This window comes from Kitasatospora sp. NPDC088134 (genome assembly GCF_044741705.1).
In the GTDB taxonomy this organism is placed as follows: Bacteria; Actinomycetota; Actinomycetes; order Streptomycetales; family Streptomycetaceae; genus Kitasatospora.
On the sequence record NZ_JBIUTD010000002.1, the window covers coordinates 465,455 to 483,083 of the forward strand.

The following is a 17,629-nucleotide window of genomic DNA, read 5'->3' on the forward strand; positions in this document are numbered from 1 at the left end:
AGCGCTCTGCCGGGGCGCCCCTTCCGCCGGAAGGGGCGCCCTTCGCGTGTCCCGGGGCGGCCGTCGACAGATAGTAGGACGTCCGAGTAAATTGATAGGACATCCAAGCAGTTCTCTCCGCCGCCCCACGAGGACGGCCGTACGGACCGGGAGTCGGAGCCGATGGACGCCGAGCAGATCGAAGCCGGCCGGCAGCGCTGGCAGCAGCGGTACGACAGGGCGCGCAAGCGCGACGCCGACTTCACCACCCTCAGCGGCGACACCGTCGAACCCGTCTACGGCCCCCCGCCCGGGCAGGAGGTCGAGGGCTTCGAACGGATCGGCTGGCCCGGCGAGTACCCCTACACCCGCGGCCTGCACCCCACCGGCTACCGCGGCCGGGCCTGGACCATCCGCCAGTTCGCCGGCTTCGGCAACGCCGAGCAGACCAACGAGCGCTACCGGATGATCCTCGACTCCGGCGGCGGCGGCCTCTCGGTCGCCTTCGACATGCCGACCCTGATGGGCTACGACTCCGACGACGCCCGCGCGCTCGGCGAGGTCGGCCACTGCGGCGTCGCCATCGACTCCGCCGCCGACATGGAGGTGCTGTTCCGCGGCATCCCGCTCGGCGAGGTCACCACCTCGATGACCATCAGCGGCCCCGCCGTCCCGGTCTTCTGCATGTACCTGGTCGCCGCCGAACGCCAGGGCGTCGACCCGGCGGTGCTCAACGGCACCCTGCAGACCGACATCTTCAAGGAGTACATCGCGCAGAAGGAGTGGCTCTTCGCCCCCGAGCCGCACCTGCGCCTGATCGGCGACCTGATGGAGCACTGCGCCGCCGGCATCCCCGCCTACAAGCCGCTCTCGGTCTCCGGCTACCACATCCGCGAGGCCGGGGCGACGGCCGCCCAGGAACTCGCCTACACCCTCGCCGACGGCCTGGCCTACGTCGAACTCGGCCTCTCCCGCGGCCTGGACGTCGACGTCTTCGCCCCCGGCCTGTCCTTCTTCTTCGACGCCCACCTCGACTTCTTCGAGGAGATCGCCAAGTTCCGCGCCGCCCGCCGGATCTGGGCCCGCTGGATGCGCGACCACTTCGGCGCGAAGACCGAGAAGGCGCAGTGGCTGCGCTTCCACACCCAGACCGCCGGCGTCTCGCTCACCGCCCAGCAGCCCTACAACAACGTGGTGCGCACCGCCGTCGAGGCGCTCTCCGCCGTCCTCGGCGGCACCAACTCGCTGCACACCAACGCCCTCGACGAGACGCTCGCCCTGCCCAGCGAGCAGGCCGCCGAGATCGCGCTGCGCACCCAGCAGGTGATCATGGAGGAGACCGGCGTCACCAACGTCGCCGACCCGCTCGGCGGCTCCTGGTACGTCGAGGCGCTCACCGACCGGATCGAGCAGCAGGTCGAGGCGATCTTCCAACGCATCCTGGACAAGGGCACCGCCGAGCACCCGATCGGCCCGATGACCTCCGGCATCCTGCGCGGCATCGAGGAGGGCTGGTTCACCGGCGAGATCGCCGAGGCCGCGTTCCAGTACCAGCGCGGCGTCGAGAAGGGCGACAAGCGCGTGGTCGGCGTCAACTGCCACCCCCGCAGCGTCACCCCCGAGTTGGAGATCCTCCGGGTCAGCCACGAGGTCGAACGCGAGCAGGTCCGGGTGCTGGGCGAGCGCAAGGCGCGGCGCGACGAGGCGGCCGTCCGGGCCGGGCTCGACGAGATGCTGGCCGCGGCCCGCTCCGGCGCCAACATGATCGAGCCGATGCTCCGCGCCGTCCGGGCGGAGGCCACCCTGGGCGAGATCTGCCACGCGCTCCGCGCAGAGTGGGGGACCTACCAGGAGAACGCCACCTTCTGACGCCCGGCCGGTCGCTCACCTCCCGGCCAGGAAGTCCTCCCAGGTGCGGGTGCCGCGCTCGGCACCCGCCCCGGCCAGGTTCTGCCGGGTGCGGTAGGCGCGGCCGACCTTGCCCGCCAGCGGGACGGGGAGGTTCGGGCGGCGGCGCTCCAGGGTGCTGCGGACCAGGTCGGCGAAGGCGTAGTCGCGGGGGCCGGCCAGGTCGGGGACCAGGCTGGCCGGCCCGGCCAGGGTGAGGGCGACCAGCCGGTCGGCGACGTCCCGGGCGTCGACCGGCTCGAAGCGCAGCCCGCCGGGCGCCGGGACGAAGGGGAGCCGGCCGACCTTCCCCGCGACGGTCCGCACCAGGTCGTGGAACTGGGCGGCGCGCAGCACCGTCCAGGGCACCCCGCTCCCGATGAGGGCGAGTTCGGCGTCCCGCTTGGCGCGGAACCAGCCCAGCGGCATCCGGTCCGCGCCGATCACCGAGACCATGACGACGTGCCGGACGCCGCCGTTCCGGGCCATCGCCGCGGCGAGGTGCTCCGCCGCCAGGTCGTCGCCCTTCGCGCCGCCCGCCAGGTGCAGCACGGTGTCGATCCCGTCCAGCGCCGCGTCCAGCCCCGTCCCGGCGACCAGGTCGCCCCGGACGTGGGTGCGGCCGGGGGCGTCGGCGCGGTCGGTGCGGGTGAGGACGCGCACGGGCAGGCCGGCGGCGGCCAGCCGGGGCAGGACGTGCGCGCCGAGGGTGCCGGTGCCGCCGGTGACGAGGAGGTGCATGTCGGGCTCCGATCCGGCCGCCGGAGTGATCGTCCGGCCTGCCACAGTAGGTGTCTGCTGTGTTGACCCCGATCGAGCAAGGGATGTGACGGATGAGCGGGGGAGCGCTTCTCGCGGAGCGGTTCGAGGAGCACCGGCCGCGGCTGCGGGCGGTGGCGTACCGGATGCTGGGGTCGCTCGGCGAGGCCGAGGACGCGGTGCAGGAGACCTGGCTGCGGTTGGACCGGCACGCGGAGGAGGTGGACAACCTCGGGGGGTGGCTGACCACGGTGGCGTCCCGGGTGTGCCTGAACGAGCTGCGCGGGCGCTCGCGGCGGCGCGAGGACGCGCTGGACACCGAGGTGCCGGACCCGGTGCTGACGGCGCCGGAGCGGGACGACCCGGAGGCGGCGGCGCTGCTGGGCGACCAGGTCGGGCTGGCGCTGCAGGTGGTGCTGGGGACGCTGGGCCCGGCGGAGCGGCTGGCGTTCGTGCTGCACGACCTGTTCGCGGTGCCGTTCGAGGACATCGCGCCGCTGCTGGAGAAGTCCCCGGCGGCGGTGCGGCAGGCGGCGTCCCGGGCCCGGAAGCGGGTGAAGGAGGGCGCGCCGGAGCCGGACCGCGACCCGGTGGCGCAGCGGACGGCGGTGGAGGCGTTCCTGGCGGCGTCCCGGGAGGGCGACTTCGAGGGCCTGGTGGCGGTGCTGGCCCCGGACGCGGTGCTGCGGGCCGACGGCGGTACCGCGATGGCGCAGCTGAGCAAGGTGATCCGCGGCAACACGGTGATCGCGTCCTCGGCGCAGGGCTTCCGGCAGCTGGCCCCGTTCGGCCGCCTGGTGCTGGTGAACGGCGCCTACGGGGTGCTGACGGTGATCGACGGGAAGCCGGTGTCGGTGATGGCGTTCACCGTCTCCGGCGGCCGGGTCGCGCAGATCGACGTGCTGACCGACCCGGAGCGGCTGGCCGCGCTGGACCTGACCGGCCTGGAGGGCCTGGACGGCCCGACCGGCCTGGACGGCTGACGGTGGGTCAGCGCAGCAGCCCCGGGAAGGGGTTGAGCAGCAGGGTGGTGAAGCGGCGGACCCAGTCGGCGGTGACGGGTTCGCCGCTCACCAGCAGCCGGTGCTCGACGGTGCCGGCGATGGTGTCGAAGATGATGTCGATCTCCTCGTCGGCGGCGGCCGGGTCCCGGTCCGGGTCCATCTCGCCGCGGGCCTGCGCGTTCGCCCGGCCGAGCTGGACCAGCACCTTCTGCGGCTGGACGATCCGCTCCCGGATGCGCCGGCGCAGCTGCGGGTCGCGGGAGCCCTCGGCGAACAGGGCGAGCAGCGCGGCCTGGGTCTCGGGGAGGCTGAGCAGTTCGGCGAAGCGCGCGACCACGGCCTCGATGTCGGCCTGCAGGCTGCCGCGGTCGGCGCACTCCAGCTGGTCGAAGAGGCTGGCGATGGCGTCGACCACCAGTTCGCTCTTGGACGGCCAGCGTCGGTAGAGGGTGGTCTTGGCGACGCCGGCCCGCTGGGCGACGTCGCCCATGGTGAGGCCGCCCCAGCCGAGTTCGGCCAGCGCCTCGCGGGTGGCGTCCAGGATGGCCTGGTCGGCGGCGGCGCTGCGCGGACGGCCCTTGCTGCGGGCGGGCGGGGCGTCGCCGGCCGGTGCGCCCCCGGCCGGTGCGACGGCGGGGGCGTCGGCGGGCGGGTCCGGGTGTTCGGCGGGGTGCCGGGTGGTGGGGGCCACCGCGCCTCCTGGTTTGTTTACTCAGAAGTAACTTTCTTGCCCCACGGTAGCGACCCGCCGCCCCCACCGGCACCCGCCCCGCCGCGGAAAGTGGGGCAGCTCACGCTCCCGGAGGGCGGTGGGGGCTTGCGGGGGGAGCCCCGGGGGCAGATACGCTACGACCAGTAGCGAAAGAGCGACAACCCTTGCGCCCCGCCCTCCGGGATCGGGCGGGCGCACGGCCCGGGTGGGGACCCGCGGCCACGGTTCCGGGCCCCGCCGGGGAGGCGGGCGGCTCGCGACGGTCTTTTCCGGGCGGATGGCGTCCGGTAGCGGCTCCGGCGGGGGAGGATAGAGCCATGCAGTCACGGAATTCGCGTCTCAACAGCTCCGCCCTGCGCGGTGCGGTGGACCTCGCCGCGGTGAAGGCGGCCGGAGAGGCCGCCCAGAAGGCCGAGCAGACCCGGGCCGAGCGGGCCCGGCAGGCGGCGGCGGGCGACGGCCCGGCCTTCGCCGATTACCCCCTCGTCCTGGACGTCACCGAGGAGACCTTCGAGGAGGAGGTCGTCCAGCGCTCGGCCGAGGTCCCCGTGGTGGTGGACTTCTGGGCCGAGTGGTGCGGCCCCTGCAAGCAGCTCAGCCCGATCCTGGAGCGCCTCGCCGAGGAGTACGCCGGCCGGATCGTGCTGGCCAAGATCGACGTGGACGCCAACCAGCTGATCGCCCAGCAGTTCGGCATCCAGGGCATCCCGGCCGTGATGGCCGTGGTGGCGGGCCAGTTGGTGCCGCTCTTCCAGGGCGCCGAGAACGAGGCCAACGTCCGCAAGATCCTGGACCAGCTGATCCAGGTGGCCGAGCAGCGCTTCGGCATCGTCGGCGGCCTCGGCCGCGGCGCGGCCGACGAGGACGGGGAGGCGGCCCCCCGGGTGCCGGCCGACCCGGCGCTGGAGGCCGCGCACGAGGCGCTGGACCGGGGCGACCTGGGCGGCGCGGTGCGGGCGTACCAGAACGTGCTGAGCGACCGGCCGGGCCACGTGGAGGCCAAGCTGGGCCTGGCCCAGGCCCAACTGCTGCAGCGGGTCGAGGAGTTGGACCCGCAGCAGGTGCGCGCCGAGGCGGCGGCCGATCCGAAGGACGTGCCGGCCCAGCTCCGGGCGGCCGACCTGGACCTGGTCGGCGGGCACGTGGAGGACGCGTTCGGCCGGCTGGTCTCCACCGTGGCGAAGACCTTCGGCGAGGACCGGGACACCGCGCGGCTGCGGCTGCTGGAGCTGTTCGAGGTGATCGGCCCGGAGGACCCGCGGACGGTGGCGGCCCGGCAGGCGCTGGCCCGGGTGCTGTTCTGACGGCCGCTCGGACAGCCGGTCGGACGGGCGTTCGGCCGGACGGTCCGGCGGCTGGCCCGGCGGGTGGCCCGGCGGCACCGGGTGACACCTCGGATGACCTGCGGTGTCGTCGGTGATTTGACGACTTTCGGGTGACCAACGGACAGGTTTACCAAATCTTGATAACACCCCTTCTTCGTCACTTCCCGTGACGGCGGAGGGGTGTTCGTCGTTGTTTCCCCGGGTTTCGAATGTGTTAACACCCGGCCTCCGTCACGATCCGTAGTGGAGCCTTCGATTCCATGATCGACCGTGTTCACTGTTGGATTACCCGTCAGTAACGGACCCCTTGTGCTTCGCCCGGGATTCGACAACGATCGGCGACGCCCGGTCCCTCGGCAACGGGGGTCCCCACCGGGTGAGGACAGGGGGGTAACCGCAGATCCCACGCGGCGGTTCCTGGCCTCCGCGGTCGCGCGCCCCGCGCGGTCGCAGGGTTGTCGCTCGGGGGTGATCGCCCGGTGCCGTCCCCACGGCGCAGGCGCTCTCCGCTACCGAGGACGTAGCTCTCTCCCATCCCGGGCCTGACCACGTGCGGGACGCACCGGAACGGCCGGAGATGTACGTCCTAGAAGGAGGACTCGCATGTCCCAGTCTTACGGCAAGACCCGCTGGAAGCGCTTCGCCCTGGTGATGGTGCCCAGCGTCGCGGCCACCGCGGCGATCGGCGTCTCGCTCGCCAACTCCGCGCTGGCGGCCTCGTTCTCGGTCTCCGGCCAGCAGTTCAAGGTCACCGTGCAGGACCTTCAGGGTGACGGCTTCTCGCAGTTCGGCGGAGTCGACTCCGAGGCGAACAAGACCCCGCACCCGGTCGCCATCTCGGCCTTCGACGACGCCAAGCTGCAGAGCCTGTGCCAGTCGGTCGTCACCGACCTCGGCCCGCTCGGCAAGTGGACCCTGGTCCTCAAGGCCGGCGAGAACTCGGCCAACGACGACTCGAAGAAGGTCCACGCCCAGCAGCTGCTGATCGACCTCAACCAGCTGAACGCGGACGCCGAGTTCAAGAACATCAACATCGGCCAGGACGCCTCCACGCTGACCGGTTCGGCGGTGGGCAAGCTCCAGAAGGACGGCGGAAAGCTGCCGACCGGCGCCCAGGGCTTCTCCCAGCACGCCGACAGCGCGCACCTGACCAACGTCCAGCAGACCGCCTGGGCGACCTCGGCGGGCACCTTCACGCTCCCGGGCCTGCACCTGAACATCAACCAGGGCACCGACTCCGAGTGCTACAAGTAGTCCCTGGCTGACGGGCCGTCAGGCCCCGGCAGTGGACCACCCGTCCGAGGGGGCGGCCGAGCGCGGCCCCCTCGGACGGCATCCCGGCACACCCGGGTTCCTCCGCCTTCCCCCTCGGACCCATCATCGAGGAGTCGCACCATGTCCAGCGCAACCGTCGAGGCCTGGCCCGAGGGCCAGGCCAGTCCCGTCAGCCGCGCCCGCGGAGGATTCCGCGCGTGGCGGCGCAGCCGCCCGTTCTGGGGCGGCCTGCTGGCCATGATCGCCGGCCTCCCGATCCTGTACTTCCCGTACGCCCACCTCAGCCTGGGCGGCCTGACCCTGGCGATGTCGACCACCGCCGGCGCCGGCTCGATGATCATCGGCATCATGATGATCGTGCTCGGCCTGACCGCCTGGTTCCAGCCGGTGGTGCGGATCTTCTGCGGCGTGGCGACCACCATCCTGGCGCTGATCTCGATCCCGGTCTCCAACCTGGGCGGCTTCGGCATGGGCCTGGTCCCGGGCCTGCTCGCGGGCGGCCTGCTGGTCTCCTGGGCCCCGCTGCAGCTGCCCGCCGAGCCGGTCGCCGACGAGGCCGCCGGTACGGCCGCCGCCGAGGCGCACCCCGCGCCGACCGTCGCCGAGCAGCCGCTGGAGTACGGCGCCGCCCCGCAGCCGAGCACCGGAGAGGGGCCGCAGTGACCGGGTCCGAGAAGCCGGCCGTCCCGGGCCCCCGGCACGCGGCGCCCCGGGAGGGCGTGCGCTCCCGGCTGCGCGGGCGGGCGCTGGCGATCGCCGCGGTGCCGACCGCGCTGCTGGTCGGCGCGGCCTACACGCCGACGCTGGCGGTCGCCGCCGACCCGGGCAGCGGCGCGTGCGCCAGCAGCCCGGACACCGTGCTCAAGGAGACGCCCGTCCCGAAGAGCGAGATCAAGGTGCTGCCGGACTCCTCGGTGAGCCAGGCCGAGGCCGCGCAGTCCGGGTCCGCCGGGCAGTCCGGGCAGTCCGGGTCCGCCGGGCAGGCGCCCGCGGGCAGTGCCGCCGCGGTGCCGGCGTCGTTCACCGGCACCGCCGCCGTGCGGTCCGCGGTGTACACCACGACCGACGCCGCGTCGGGCGGCGTCCAGCAGGCCGGGATCGTCGACGACTGGCTGAACAACCTGTTCCACCCGGGCCAGAACACCGCGTCCTCGCCCTCGCCCTCCCCTTCGCCGTCTGCGAAGTCCACCGCCCCGGCCACCCCCGCGCCCTCCGCCCCGGCGGAGAGCAAGCCGTCCCCGGCCGCCCCGTCGCCGTCCGCCGCCGGCCGGGCCGCCACCGCGCCGTCCTCGGCCGACCCGTCGGCCCCGGCCGGGAGCAAGCCGGCCGCGGGCGCCCCGAAGGCCGCGGCCGCCGCGCCGTCGCCGTCCACCTCCGCCTCGGCCGACCCGAACTGCCTGGTGAGCACCAAGGGCCTGGCCGCGAAGGCCGCGCCCAAGGGCGACGTGGTGCCGGACCAGAACTGGGTGCTGCACTCGACCCGGCTGGCGCTGCACGGCTCGGTGTTCAACGGCGTCTACGACGTCACCACCGAGAGCGGCACCAAGCGGGTGCTGAAGTTCACCACCGACAGCGCCGACATCGAGAACCTCGACATGTCGACCATTCAGATCCCGGGGCTGACCTTCCACGTGAAGAGCCGCCCGGGGTCGACCTCGACCATGCGCAACGGCCCGATCACGATGTACGTGGAGAGCCTGTCGGGCCACCTGGCGGCGGTCTACGGCCTGCCGATCCCGATCGACCTCGGTCCGATCACGCTCACCCCGGACACCCTGCCGAAGTGGCTGTGGGACCTGCTGGGCGCGGTCCCGATCCCGCTGGACCTCACGCTGACCGACGCCAAGGCGGTGCAGGCGGGCCAGTTCGGCGGCGACCTGAAGATCCCCGGCATGCGGCTGTTCAACGACCAGACCCCCTACGACGGCTGAGGCCGCCGTAGAACGCCCGCAGGGGCGGGACCCGGTCCTCGGGTCCCGCCCCTGCGGCTTCTCCTGACGTCCGGTCAGATGTCGGAGCGGTCGCCCAGGTGGTGCACCTGGACCATGTTGGTGGTGCCCGGGATGCCGACCGGCACGCCGGCCGTGACGATCACGGTGTCGCCCTCGGAGAGGCGGCCCATCCGCAGCAGCTCGCGGTCGACCTGCTCGACCATCTCGTCGGTGGTGGCCACCTGCTCCGAGACGTACGCCTCGACGCCCCAGCTCAGCGAGAGCTGGTTGCGGGTGGCGACGTCCGGGGTGAAGGCGATCACCGGGATCGGCGAGCGGTAGCGGGAGAGCCGGCGCGCGGTGTCACCGGACTTGGTGAACGCGATCAGCGCCTTGCCGTTGAGGAAGTCGCCCAGCTCGCACGCGGCGCGGGCGACCGAGCCGCCCTGGGTGCGCGGCTTGCGGCCCGGGTTGAGCGGCTGGAGGCCCTGCGAGAGCAGCTCCTCCTCGGCCTTCTCGGCGATCCGGCTCATGGTCTTGACGGTCTCGACCGGGTACTTGCCGACGCTCGACTCGGCCGACAGCATGACCGCGTCCGCGCCGTCCAGGATGGCGTTGGCGACGTCGGAGACCTCGGCGCGGGTCGGGCGCGAGGCGTGGATCATCGACTCCATCATCTGGGTGGCGACGATGACCGGCTTGGCGTTCCGGCGGGCCAGCGTGACCAGCCGCTTCTGGACCAGCGGCACCTTCTCCAGCGGGTACTCGACCGCGAGGTCGCCGCGGGCCACCATGATCGCGTCGAAGGCGAGGACGATCTCCTCCATCGCCTCGACGGCCTGCGGCTTCTCGATCTTGGCGATGACCGGCACACGAATGCCGACCTCGTCCATGACCTTGTGCACGTCGTCGATGTCCGCGGCGTTGCGGACGAACGACAGCGCGACCATGTCGACGCCCAGGCGCAGGGCGAAGCGCAGGTCGTCCTTGTCCTTCTCGGACAGCGCGGGGACGTTGACCGCCGCGCCGGGCAGGTTGATGCCCTTGTTGTTGGAGAGCACGCCGCCCTCGACCACCACGGTCTTCACCCGCGGGCCGTCGACGCTGACGACCTCCAGGGCGATGACGCCGTCGTTGATCAGGACCGGGTCGCCGGGCTTCACGTCGCCGGGCAGGCCCTTGTAGGTGGTGCCGCAGATGTGCTGGTCACCGGGGACGTCCTCGGTGGTGATGGTGAACGTGTCGCCGTTGTCCACGGTCACCGGGCCGTTGGCGAAGGTCGCCAGACGGATCTTGGGGCCCTGCAGGTCGGCCAGCACGCCGATGGTGCGGCCGGTGTCCTCCGAGACCTGGCGGACCCGGCGGTACCGGTCCTCGTGCTCGGCGTGGGAGCCGTGGCTCATGTTGAGGCGGGCGACGTTCATGCCCGCTTCGACGATGGCCTTCAGCTGTTCGTAGGAGTCCGTCGCAGGACCCAGGGTGCAGACAATTTTCGCTCGGCGCATATCCGTCAGTCTATCCGTTCGTGTTATCGGTACATTCGGCTCGAACCGTCAGATATCGCCAACGAACATTCCGAGGGGTGGGATACTGACGAGTAGTCATCCCGCGCCGGGCCTACACCTCGTGGACCAGCGCGAACGTCTGCTGGGCGATCTCCAGTTCCTCGTCGGTCGGCACCACGGCCACCGCGACCCGCCCGTACGGGGGCGAGACGACCCGGGCCTCGCGCGCGTGCACCGCGTTCAGCTCCGGATCGACCGAAATGCCCAACTCCTCCAGATTGGCACAGACCGCGGCCCGCACCGGCGCGGAGTTCTCCCCGACACCCGCCGTGAACGCCACCGCGTCCACCCGGCCCAGCACCGCGTAGTAGCCGCCCAGGTAGCGGCGGATCCGGTGCACGTAGGCGTCGAACGCCAGCCCGGCCTCCTCGTCGCCCTCCTGGGCCCGGCGCCACACCTCGCGCATGTCGTTGTCGCCGCACAGGCCGAGCAGGCCGCTGTGCCGGTTCAGCAGGTCGTCGATCTGATCGGCCGTCATCCCGCCGACCCGGTGCAGGTGGAACACCAGGCCCGGGTCCACGTCCCCCGAGCGGGTGCCCATCACCAGGCCCTCCAGCGGGGTCAGGCCCATCGAGGTCTCCACGCACACCCCGCCGGCCACCGCCGAGGCCGAGGCCCCGTTGCCCAGGTGCAGCACGATCACGTTCAGCTCCGCCGGGTCCCGGCCCAGCAGCCGGGCGGTGGCCCGCGAGACGTACTGGTGCGAGGTGCCGTGGAAGCCGTAGCGGCGCACCCGGTACTCGTCCGCGACCTTCCGGTCGATCGCGTACCGGGCCGCGTACTCCGGGATCGTCGCGTGGAAGGCGGTGTCGAACACCGCGACCTGCGGCAGGTCCGGGCGCAGCGCCCGGGCCACCTCGATGCCGGTGATGTTCGCCGGGTTGTGCAGCGGCGCCAGCGGGATCAGCCGGCGGACCTCGGCCAGCACCTCGTCGGTGACCAGCGTGGGCCGGGTGAAGCGCAGCCCGCCGTGCACCACCCGGTGCCCGATCGCCGCCAGCTCCGGCGAGTCCAGGCCCATCAGGTCCTTCGCCAGCTCCTCGGCGACCGCCGCCAGCGCCGCGTCGTGCCCGGCGAAGCGGCGCAGCGTCTCGCGCGGCTCCCCGACCAGCGGCAGGTGCACCAGCCGGCCGGCCTCCTCGCCGATCCGCTCGACCAGGCCGGAGGCCAGCCGGGAGCCGTCCAGCATGTCGATCAGCTGGTACTTCACCGAGGACGACCCGGCGTTCAGCACCAGGACACGGGTACCGGCGGTCACTGCGCTCCTCCTGCGGTCCGGGCCCGGTCCCGGGGCTGGGCCTGTGCCCGGTCCTGGTTCTGGTTCCGGGTCTGGTTCTGGGACTGGATCGCGGTGATCGCCACGGTGTTGACGATGTCCTCCACCAGGGCGCCCCGGGACAGGTCGTTCACCGGCTTGTTCAGGCCCTGCAGCACCGGGCCGACCGCGATCGCCCCGGCCGAGCGCTGCACCGCCTTGTAGGTGTTGTTGCCGGTGTTGAGGTCCGGGAAGACCAGCACGGTCGCCCGCCCGGCCACCGGCGAGCCCGGCAGCTTGGTCGCCGCGACGTGCGCGTCCACTGCCGCGTCGTACTGGATCGGCCCCTCCACCAGCAGGTCCGGCCGCAGCTCGCGGACCAGCTCGGTCGCCCGGCGGACCTTGTCCACGTCCGCGCCCGAGCCGGAGGTGCCGGTCGAGTAGGAGAGCATCGCCACCCGCGGCTCCACCCCGAACTGGGCCGCGGTCTCCGCGGACTGGACGGCGATGTCGGCCAGCTGCTGCGCGTCCGGGTCCGGGTTGACCGCGCAGTCGCCGTACACCAGCACCTTGTCGGCCAGGCACATGAAGAACACCGAGGAGACGATCGCCGCCCCCGGCGAGGTCTTGATCACCTCGAAGGCCGGGCGGATGGTCGCCGCCGTCGAGTGCACCGCGCCGGAGACCATGCCGTCCGCGATGCCCTCCTGCACCATCAGGGTGCCGAAGTACGAGACGTCGGTGACCACGTCCAGCGCCCGCTCCACCGTCATGCCCTTGTGCGCCCGGGCCTGCGCGTACAGCTCGGCGAAGCGCTGGCGCAGCGGGCTGGCCGCCGGGTCGACCACCCGGACCTGGGCGCCCGCGTCGCCCGGCTGCGGGAGCTCGATGCCCAGCGCGGCGACCCGGCGGTGCACCGCGTCCGGGTCGCCCAGCAGGGTCAGGTCGCAGATGTTGCGGCGCAGCAGCACCTCGGCGGCGCGCAGCACCCGGTCCTCGGCACCCTCCGGCAGCACGATGTGCCGGCGGTCCTCGCGGGCCCGTTCCAGCAGCGCGTGCTCGAACATCATCGGGGTCACTCGCTCGGACCGGCTCAGCTCGATCCGACTGGTCAACTCGGCGGTGTCCACGTGCAGTTCGAACAGGCCGAGGGCGACCTCGGCCTTCCGCGGGTTGTTCGGGCCGATCCGGCCCTCCAGGTGGGTGAGCGCCGCCGCCGTCAGCCAGGAGCCCTCGGAGACCTCCGCGACCGGGGTGCCCGGGGCCAGCCGGGAGGCCAGCGCCATCACGTTCGGGCCCGGGTGCTGACCGAGCGTCAGCAGCACGCCCGCGATCGGCGGGGAGCCCGCCGCGTGCGCCGCCAGCGACCCGATCACCAGGTCGGCCCGGTCGCCCGGGGTCACCACCAGCGCGCCCTCGGTCAGCGCGTCCAGGAAGGTCGGCAGCATCGCGCCGCCGAACACGAAGCTCCGCACGTCCCGGGACAGCCCCGCGGCATCGCCCAGCAGCACCTTCGCGCCGGTCGCCTCCACCAGCTGGGCGACCGTCGGCGCGGCCAGCGCGGGCTCCTCCGGGATCACGTACGCCGGCACCGGCAGCTTCTCGGCCAGCGCCCGCCGCACCTGCTGCTCGGCGCCCGGCGCGACCCGGTTGGCGATCATCGCCAGGATCGAGCAGCCCAGGTCCCGGTAGGCGCGGTGGGCGTTGCGGACCTCGGCGACCACCGCCTGCGGGTCCTCGTGCCGGCCGCCGACCACCGGCAGCACGACCGCCCCGAACTCGTTCGCCAGCCGGGCGTTGAAGGCCAGCTCGTCCGGGATGTTCGTGCCCGCGAAGTCGGTGCCCAGCACCAGGACCGCCTGGCAGCGCCGGGCCAGCCGGTGGAACCGGTCCACCAGCGCCGAGACCAGCTCGTCCTGGCCCTGGGCCGCCTGCAGCGCCGCCGCCTCGTCGTACGTCAGCCCGTACAGCTCCGCCGTCGGCAGGTCCAGCCGGTACCTGCTGCGCAGCAGCTCCACCACGTGGTCACTGCCCGGCTCCCCGGCGTCCCCCGCGTGCACCAGCGGCCGGAACACCCCCACCCGGTCCACCTGCCGGGTGAGCAGCTCCATCACCCCCAGCTCCACCGCCTGCCGACCGTCCCCCCGGTCGATCCCGGTCACGTACACGCTGCGCGCCACAGTGGAGCTCTCCGTCCGTCCGTCGTCCCAGGCCGCGGTCATACCGACCATACATTCGGACGGGGCGGAGGCTGCGCCGAGGCACCTGGCGGTGCGGCCGACGGGGTGTCAGGGGGTTCCGGGCGTCCGGGGGTCAGGTGTTGAGGTAGGTCAGGCAGGCGAGGCCGGCGAGGGTGCAGTAGACGGCGAAGGGGGTGAGGCTGCGGGTCTCGAAGTACTTGGTGAGGAAGCGGACGGAGAGCCAGCCGGCGGCGAAGGCGGCGAGGGAGCCGGCGAGGAGGGGGCCGCGGACGGGGGCGTTGGCGGGGGAGAGGAGTTCGGGGAGCTTGAGGGCGGAGGCGGCGAGGATGACGGGGGTGGCGAGGAGGAAGGAGAAGCGGGCGGCGTCCTCGTGGTGGAGGCCGCGGAGGATGCCGGCGCTCATGGTGGTGCCGGAGCGGGAGATGCCGGGGAGCAGGGCGAGGATCTGGGCGGAGCCGATCCAGGCGCCCTGGCGGAAGGTGAGGCGGGCCAGGCGCTGGTCGGAGTCGGCGGCGGGGTCCTCGGTGGCCCGGCGGCGGCCGGTGCCGCCGCGCTTCAGGCGTTCGGCACCGTAGAGGACCAGGCCGTTGAGGGTGAGGAAGAGCGCGGCGGGGGTGGGCTTGCCGAGGGCGTCGCGGAGCAGGTGGTCCAGGGCGAGTCCGGCGAGGCCGACCGGGATGGTGGAGACGACGAGCAGCCAGGCGAGCTTCTGCTCGGGGGTGCTGATCTCGCGCCGGGCGACCGAGGAGAACAGGCCGCCGATGATCCGGACCCAGTCGCGGCGGAAGTGCACGACCAGGGCGAGCGCGGTGGCCAGGTGCAGGCCGACCAGGACGGCCAGGTAGGGGGAGCCGTCGGCGGTGACGTCCAGGTCGTGCTGGGTCTGCCCGCCGATCAGCGCGGGTATCAGGATCGAGTGCCCGAGGCTGGAGACCGGGAACAGCTCGGTGACGCCCTGGAGCAGGCCGATGCCGATGGACTCGGGGTAGGTCAGGGACGGCGGCATCGCACTCTTCTCGGCGGCTGGGCGGGCTGCGGGCGAGCGCGAACCTACTACAGCGCTGTAGACGAGTGCGATGCCGGGTGCCGATCCTTCACCCGATGTTCAGCGGGCCGATCCGCGGGCCGATCTGCGGGCCGATCCGCGGGCCGGTCAGCGGGCCGGGCGGAGCCAGACGGTGGCCAGCGGCGGGAGGACCAGTTCGGCCGAGCGCGGCTGCCCGTTCCAGCCGGTGCCCTCGGACTTCACCGGGCCGGAGTTGGCCACCCCGCTGCCGCCGTACTGCTCGGCGTCGGTGTTGAGCACCTCCTCCCAGACCTGCTCGCCGCCCTCCAGCCGGGGCAGGCCGACCCGGAAGCCGGGCCGGACCACGGGGGAGAAGTGGCAGACCGCCACCAGCGGGCTGCCGTCGGCCGCGTACCGGACGAAGGAGAGCACATTGTCCTCGGCCGCGCCGCCGTCCAGCCACTGGAAGCCGGCCGGGACGGTGTCCTGCTCGTACAGCGCGGGGGAGTCCCGGTAGACCCGGTTGAGGTCGCCGACCAGGCGCTGCACGCCCCGGTGGTCGGCGTGCGCGGGCCAGCCCTCGTCGAGCACCCACCACTGCGGGCCGCGCTCGTGGTCCCACTCCGCACCCTGGGCGAACTCCTGCCCCATGAACAGCAGTTGCTTGCCCGGGTGGGCCCACATGAAGCCCAGGTAGGCGCGCTGGTTCGCGCGCTGCTGCCACCAGTCGCCGGGCATCTTGGCGACCAACGCGCCCTTGCCGTGCACCACCTCGTCGTGCGAGATCGGCAGCACGTAGTTCTCGGAGAAGGCGTACACCATCGAGAAGGTCATCTCGTTGTGGTGGTACTTGCGGTGCACCGGCTCCTTGGACATGTAGACCAGCGAGTCGTGCATCCAGCCCATGTTCCACTTCATGCCGAAGCCCAGGCCGCCGGAGTCGGTCGGCCGGGTCACGCCGTCCCAGGCGGTGGACTCCTCGGCCACCGTCAGCACGCCCGGGCAGCGCCGGTACACGGTGGCGTTCATCTCCTGCAGGAAGGCCGCCGCGTCCAGGTTCTCCCGGCCGCCGTACTGGTTGGGCGTCCAGGCGCCGCCCTCGCGGGAGTAGTCGAGGTAGAGCATCGAGGCCACCGCGTCCACCCGCAGGCCGTCGACGTGGAACTCCTCGCACCAGTACACCGCGTTGGCGACCAGGAAGTTGCGGACCTCGGTGCGGCCGTAGTCGAACTCCAGGGTGCCCCAGTCCGGGTGCTCGGCGCGCAGCGGGTCGGCCGGCTCGTACAGCGGCTCGCCGTCGAAGCGGGCCAGCGCGAAGCCGTCCTTCGGGAAGTGCGCCGGGACCCAGTCGACCAGCACGCCGATGCCGTGCCGGTGCAGGGTGTCGACCAGGAAGCGGAAGTCGTCGGGGGTGCCGAGCCGGGCCGTCGGGGCGTAGAAGCCGGACACCTGGTAGCCCCAGGAGCCGCCGAACGGGTGCTCCATCACCGGCATGAACTCGACGTGCGTGAAGCCGAGTTCGGCCAGGTAGCCGGGCAGCACCTCGGCGATCTCCCGGTAGGAGGTCAACTCCGGCCGCCAGGACGCGAGATGGAGCTCGTAGACGGACATCGGGGCGCGGTGCTGGACCACCTTCGCCCGGCGCGCCATCCAGTCGGCGTCCTGCCACTCGTAGCGGGAGACCGTCACCACCGAGGCGGTCTCCGGCGGGCACTGGGTGGCCCGGGCCAGCGGGTCGGCCTTCTCCAGTCGCTCCCCGCCCCGGGTGAGGATCTGGTACTTGTAGCGCTCGCCCTCGCCGACGCCCGGCAGGAACACCTCCCATACGCCCGAGGAGCCCAGCGAGCGCATCGGCTGCGCGGTGCCGTCCCAGTGGTTGAAGGAGCCGATCACCCGGACCCCGACCGCGTTCGGCGCCCACACCGCGAACGCCGTGCCCGCGACGCCGTCCACGGTGCGCACGTGCGAGCCGAGCGCCCGCCAGAGCTGCTCGTGCCGGCCCTCGCGGATCAGGTGCAGGTCCAGCTCGCCCAGCGTCGGGGCGAAGCGGTAGCCGTCCTCCTGGAGCAGCGGCTCGGCGCCCGGGTACGTCACCCGCAGCGTGTAGCGCGGGAACCCGTGCCCCGTCAGCAGGCCGGTGAACAGGCCGTCCTGCTGGTGCGTCAGCTCCGCCGGGCCGAGCTCGGTCTCCACCACCACCCGTTCCGCGAACGGGCGCAGCACCCGGATCGCGGTGCCCTCCGGCAGCGCGTGCGCACCCAGCAGGGCGTGCGGGTCGTGGTGCGCGCCGGAGACCAGCCGCTCCACCTCGGCGGGCGGCAGCGGCGCCTCCGGCAGCCGCAGCGCGGCGGCGGACGGGTCGGCGGGCCGTGCCGTGCGGGCCGGCTCCGGGTGCCGGGCGGCCGCGCCCCGGGCGGTGCCGCGCACGGCCGTCCGGCCGGCCGGGGCCCCGGCGAGGGCCTTGGCGGCCGGAGCCTTCGCGGCCGGGGTCTTGGCGCTCGCGGTCTGGCCGGCCGGGGTCTTGGCGGTCGGGGCCTTGCCGGTCGTGGTCTTGGCCGCCGGCGCCTTGGCGGCCCGGGCGGGCGCCCGCCCGGCGGCCCCCTCGGTGCGCGGCCCGCCCCGGAACGTGGCCGGGACGGCCGGTTGGCGGTCGGCGGACGGGTCGAGCGGACCGAGCGGAGTCACGGCGGAGTCCTCCTGGAACGGGGCGTCCTGCCCGGGGGAGGCAGG

13 protein-coding genes are annotated in these 17,629 nt (G+C 73.2%); 6 read left to right on the top strand and 7 right to left on the bottom strand.

Annotation, left to right across the window (positions count from 1 at the left end; translation table 11 throughout):
* Positions 1-162: 162 nt before the first annotated feature.
* Positions 163-1,848: a methylmalonyl-CoA mutase gene (locus ACIOHG_RS05675; RefSeq protein ID WP_400945643.1), complete on the top strand. Its 1,686-nt coding sequence runs from the start codon at positions 163-165 to the stop codon at positions 1,846-1,848.
* A gap of 15 nt (positions 1,849-1,863) precedes the next feature.
* On the opposite strand, the gene ACIOHG_RS05680 is transcribed toward ACIOHG_RS05675, so the two are convergent.
* Positions 1,864-2,607 carry an SDR family oxidoreductase gene (locus ACIOHG_RS05680; protein ID WP_400945645.1) on the bottom strand — a complete coding sequence of 248 codons (744 nt, stop codon included), beginning with the start codon at positions 2,605-2,607 and terminating at the stop codon, positions 1,864-1,866.
* Positions 2,608-2,699: 92 nt separating this feature from the next.
* Here ACIOHG_RS05680 and ACIOHG_RS05685 point away from each other — a divergent pair, with 92 nt between their 5' ends.
* Complete coding sequence (locus ACIOHG_RS05685; protein ID WP_400945648.1) at positions 2,700-3,608, top strand: sigma-70 family RNA polymerase sigma factor; 909 nt, start codon at positions 2,700-2,702, stop codon at positions 3,606-3,608.
* Positions 3,609-3,615: 7 nt separating this feature from the next.
* Here the strand turns inward: ACIOHG_RS05685 and ACIOHG_RS05690 are convergent, their stop codons facing one another.
* A complete protein-coding gene (locus ACIOHG_RS05690; protein WP_400945650.1) occupies positions 3,616-4,320 on the bottom strand; it encodes a TetR/AcrR family transcriptional regulator in 705 nt (234 codons plus the stop codon).
* Positions 4,321-4,658: 338 nt separating this feature from the next.
* Here ACIOHG_RS05690 and trxA point away from each other — a divergent pair, with 338 nt between their 5' ends.
* The 4 genes from trxA (at position 4,659) to ACIOHG_RS05710 (ending at position 8,872) form a co-directional block, all read left to right on the top strand.
* Positions 4,659-5,645: a thioredoxin gene (gene trxA, locus ACIOHG_RS05695; RefSeq protein ID WP_400945651.1), complete on the top strand. Its 987-nt coding sequence runs from the start codon at positions 4,659-4,661 to the stop codon at positions 5,643-5,645.
* Between the two features lie 624 nt (positions 5,646-6,269).
* Positions 6,270-6,920 (top strand): DUF6230 family protein, encoded by a 651-nt coding sequence (locus ACIOHG_RS05700; RefSeq protein WP_400945654.1) that lies wholly within the window; start codon positions 6,270-6,272, stop codon positions 6,918-6,920.
* A 141-nt stretch (positions 6,921-7,061) separates the two neighbouring features.
* Positions 7,062-7,604, top strand: coding sequence for a DUF6114 domain-containing protein (locus ACIOHG_RS05705; protein ID WP_400945656.1), 543 nt, complete (start codon positions 7,062-7,064; stop codon positions 7,602-7,604).
* On the top strand, positions 7,601-8,872 hold the full coding sequence (locus ACIOHG_RS05710; protein WP_400945659.1) for a hypothetical protein: 1,272 nt from the start codon (positions 7,601-7,603) through the stop codon (positions 8,870-8,872). The genes ACIOHG_RS05705 and ACIOHG_RS05710 overlap by 4 nt, the downstream gene beginning before the upstream one ends.
* 74 nt (positions 8,873-8,946) lie before the next feature.
* Here the strand turns inward: ACIOHG_RS05710 and pyk are convergent, their stop codons facing one another.
* From pyk to glgB, 5 genes are all read right to left on the bottom strand, one after another.
* Positions 8,947-10,377, bottom strand: a complete 1,431-nt coding sequence (pyk, locus tag ACIOHG_RS05715) for a pyruvate kinase (RefSeq protein WP_400945661.1) — start codon at positions 10,375-10,377, stop codon at positions 8,947-8,949.
* A 112-nt stretch (positions 10,378-10,489) separates the two neighbouring features.
* The gene (locus ACIOHG_RS05720; RefSeq protein WP_400945663.1) at positions 10,490-11,695 is read right to left on the bottom strand and encodes an acetate kinase; all 1,206 of its coding nucleotides are present in this window, start codon (positions 11,693-11,695) and stop codon (positions 10,490-10,492) included.
* Positions 11,692-13,872, bottom strand: a complete 2,181-nt coding sequence (gene pta / locus ACIOHG_RS05725; RefSeq protein WP_400945666.1) for a phosphate acetyltransferase — start codon at positions 13,870-13,872, stop codon at positions 11,692-11,694. The genes ACIOHG_RS05720 and pta overlap by 4 nt, the downstream gene beginning before the upstream one ends.
* A gap of 133 nt (positions 13,873-14,005) precedes the next feature.
* A complete protein-coding gene (locus ACIOHG_RS05730; protein ID WP_400945669.1) occupies positions 14,006-14,899 on the bottom strand; it encodes an undecaprenyl-diphosphate phosphatase in 894 nt (297 codons plus the stop codon).
* A 147-nt stretch (positions 14,900-15,046) separates the two neighbouring features.
* Positions 15,047-17,584 carry a 1,4-alpha-glucan branching protein GlgB gene (gene glgB / locus ACIOHG_RS05735; RefSeq protein ID WP_400945672.1) on the bottom strand — a complete coding sequence of 846 codons (2,538 nt, stop codon included), beginning with the start codon at positions 17,582-17,584 and terminating at the stop codon, positions 15,047-15,049.
* Positions 17,585-17,629 lie beyond the last annotated feature (45 nt).

Bases quoted from the DNA above. Each gene is read 5' to 3' on its own strand.
- ACIOHG_RS05680 (WP_400945645.1), bottom strand. From the start codon at position 2,607: ATGCACCTCCTCGTCACCGGCGGCACCGGCACCCTCGGCGCGCACGTC.
- trxA (WP_400945651.1), top strand. From the start codon at position 4,659: ATGCAGTCACGGAATTCGCGTCTCAACAGCTCCGCCCTGCGCGGTGCG.
- ACIOHG_RS05730 (WP_400945669.1), bottom strand. From the start codon at position 14,899: ATGCCGCCGTCCCTGACCTACCCCGAGTCCATCGGCATCGGCCTGCTC.
- ACIOHG_RS05685 (WP_400945648.1), top strand. From the start codon at position 2,700: ATGAGCGGGGGAGCGCTTCTCGCGGAGCGGTTCGAGGAGCACCGGCCG.
- ACIOHG_RS05675 (WP_400945643.1), top strand. From the start codon at position 163: ATGGACGCCGAGCAGATCGAAGCCGGCCGGCAGCGCTGGCAGCAGCGG.
- ACIOHG_RS05700 (WP_400945654.1), top strand. From the start codon at position 6,270: ATGTCCCAGTCTTACGGCAAGACCCGCTGGAAGCGCTTCGCCCTGGTG.
- ACIOHG_RS05705 (WP_400945656.1), top strand. From the start codon at position 7,062: ATGTCCAGCGCAACCGTCGAGGCCTGGCCCGAGGGCCAGGCCAGTCCC.
- pyk (WP_400945661.1), bottom strand. From the start codon at position 10,377: ATGCGCCGAGCGAAAATTGTCTGCACCCTGGGTCCTGCGACGGACTCC.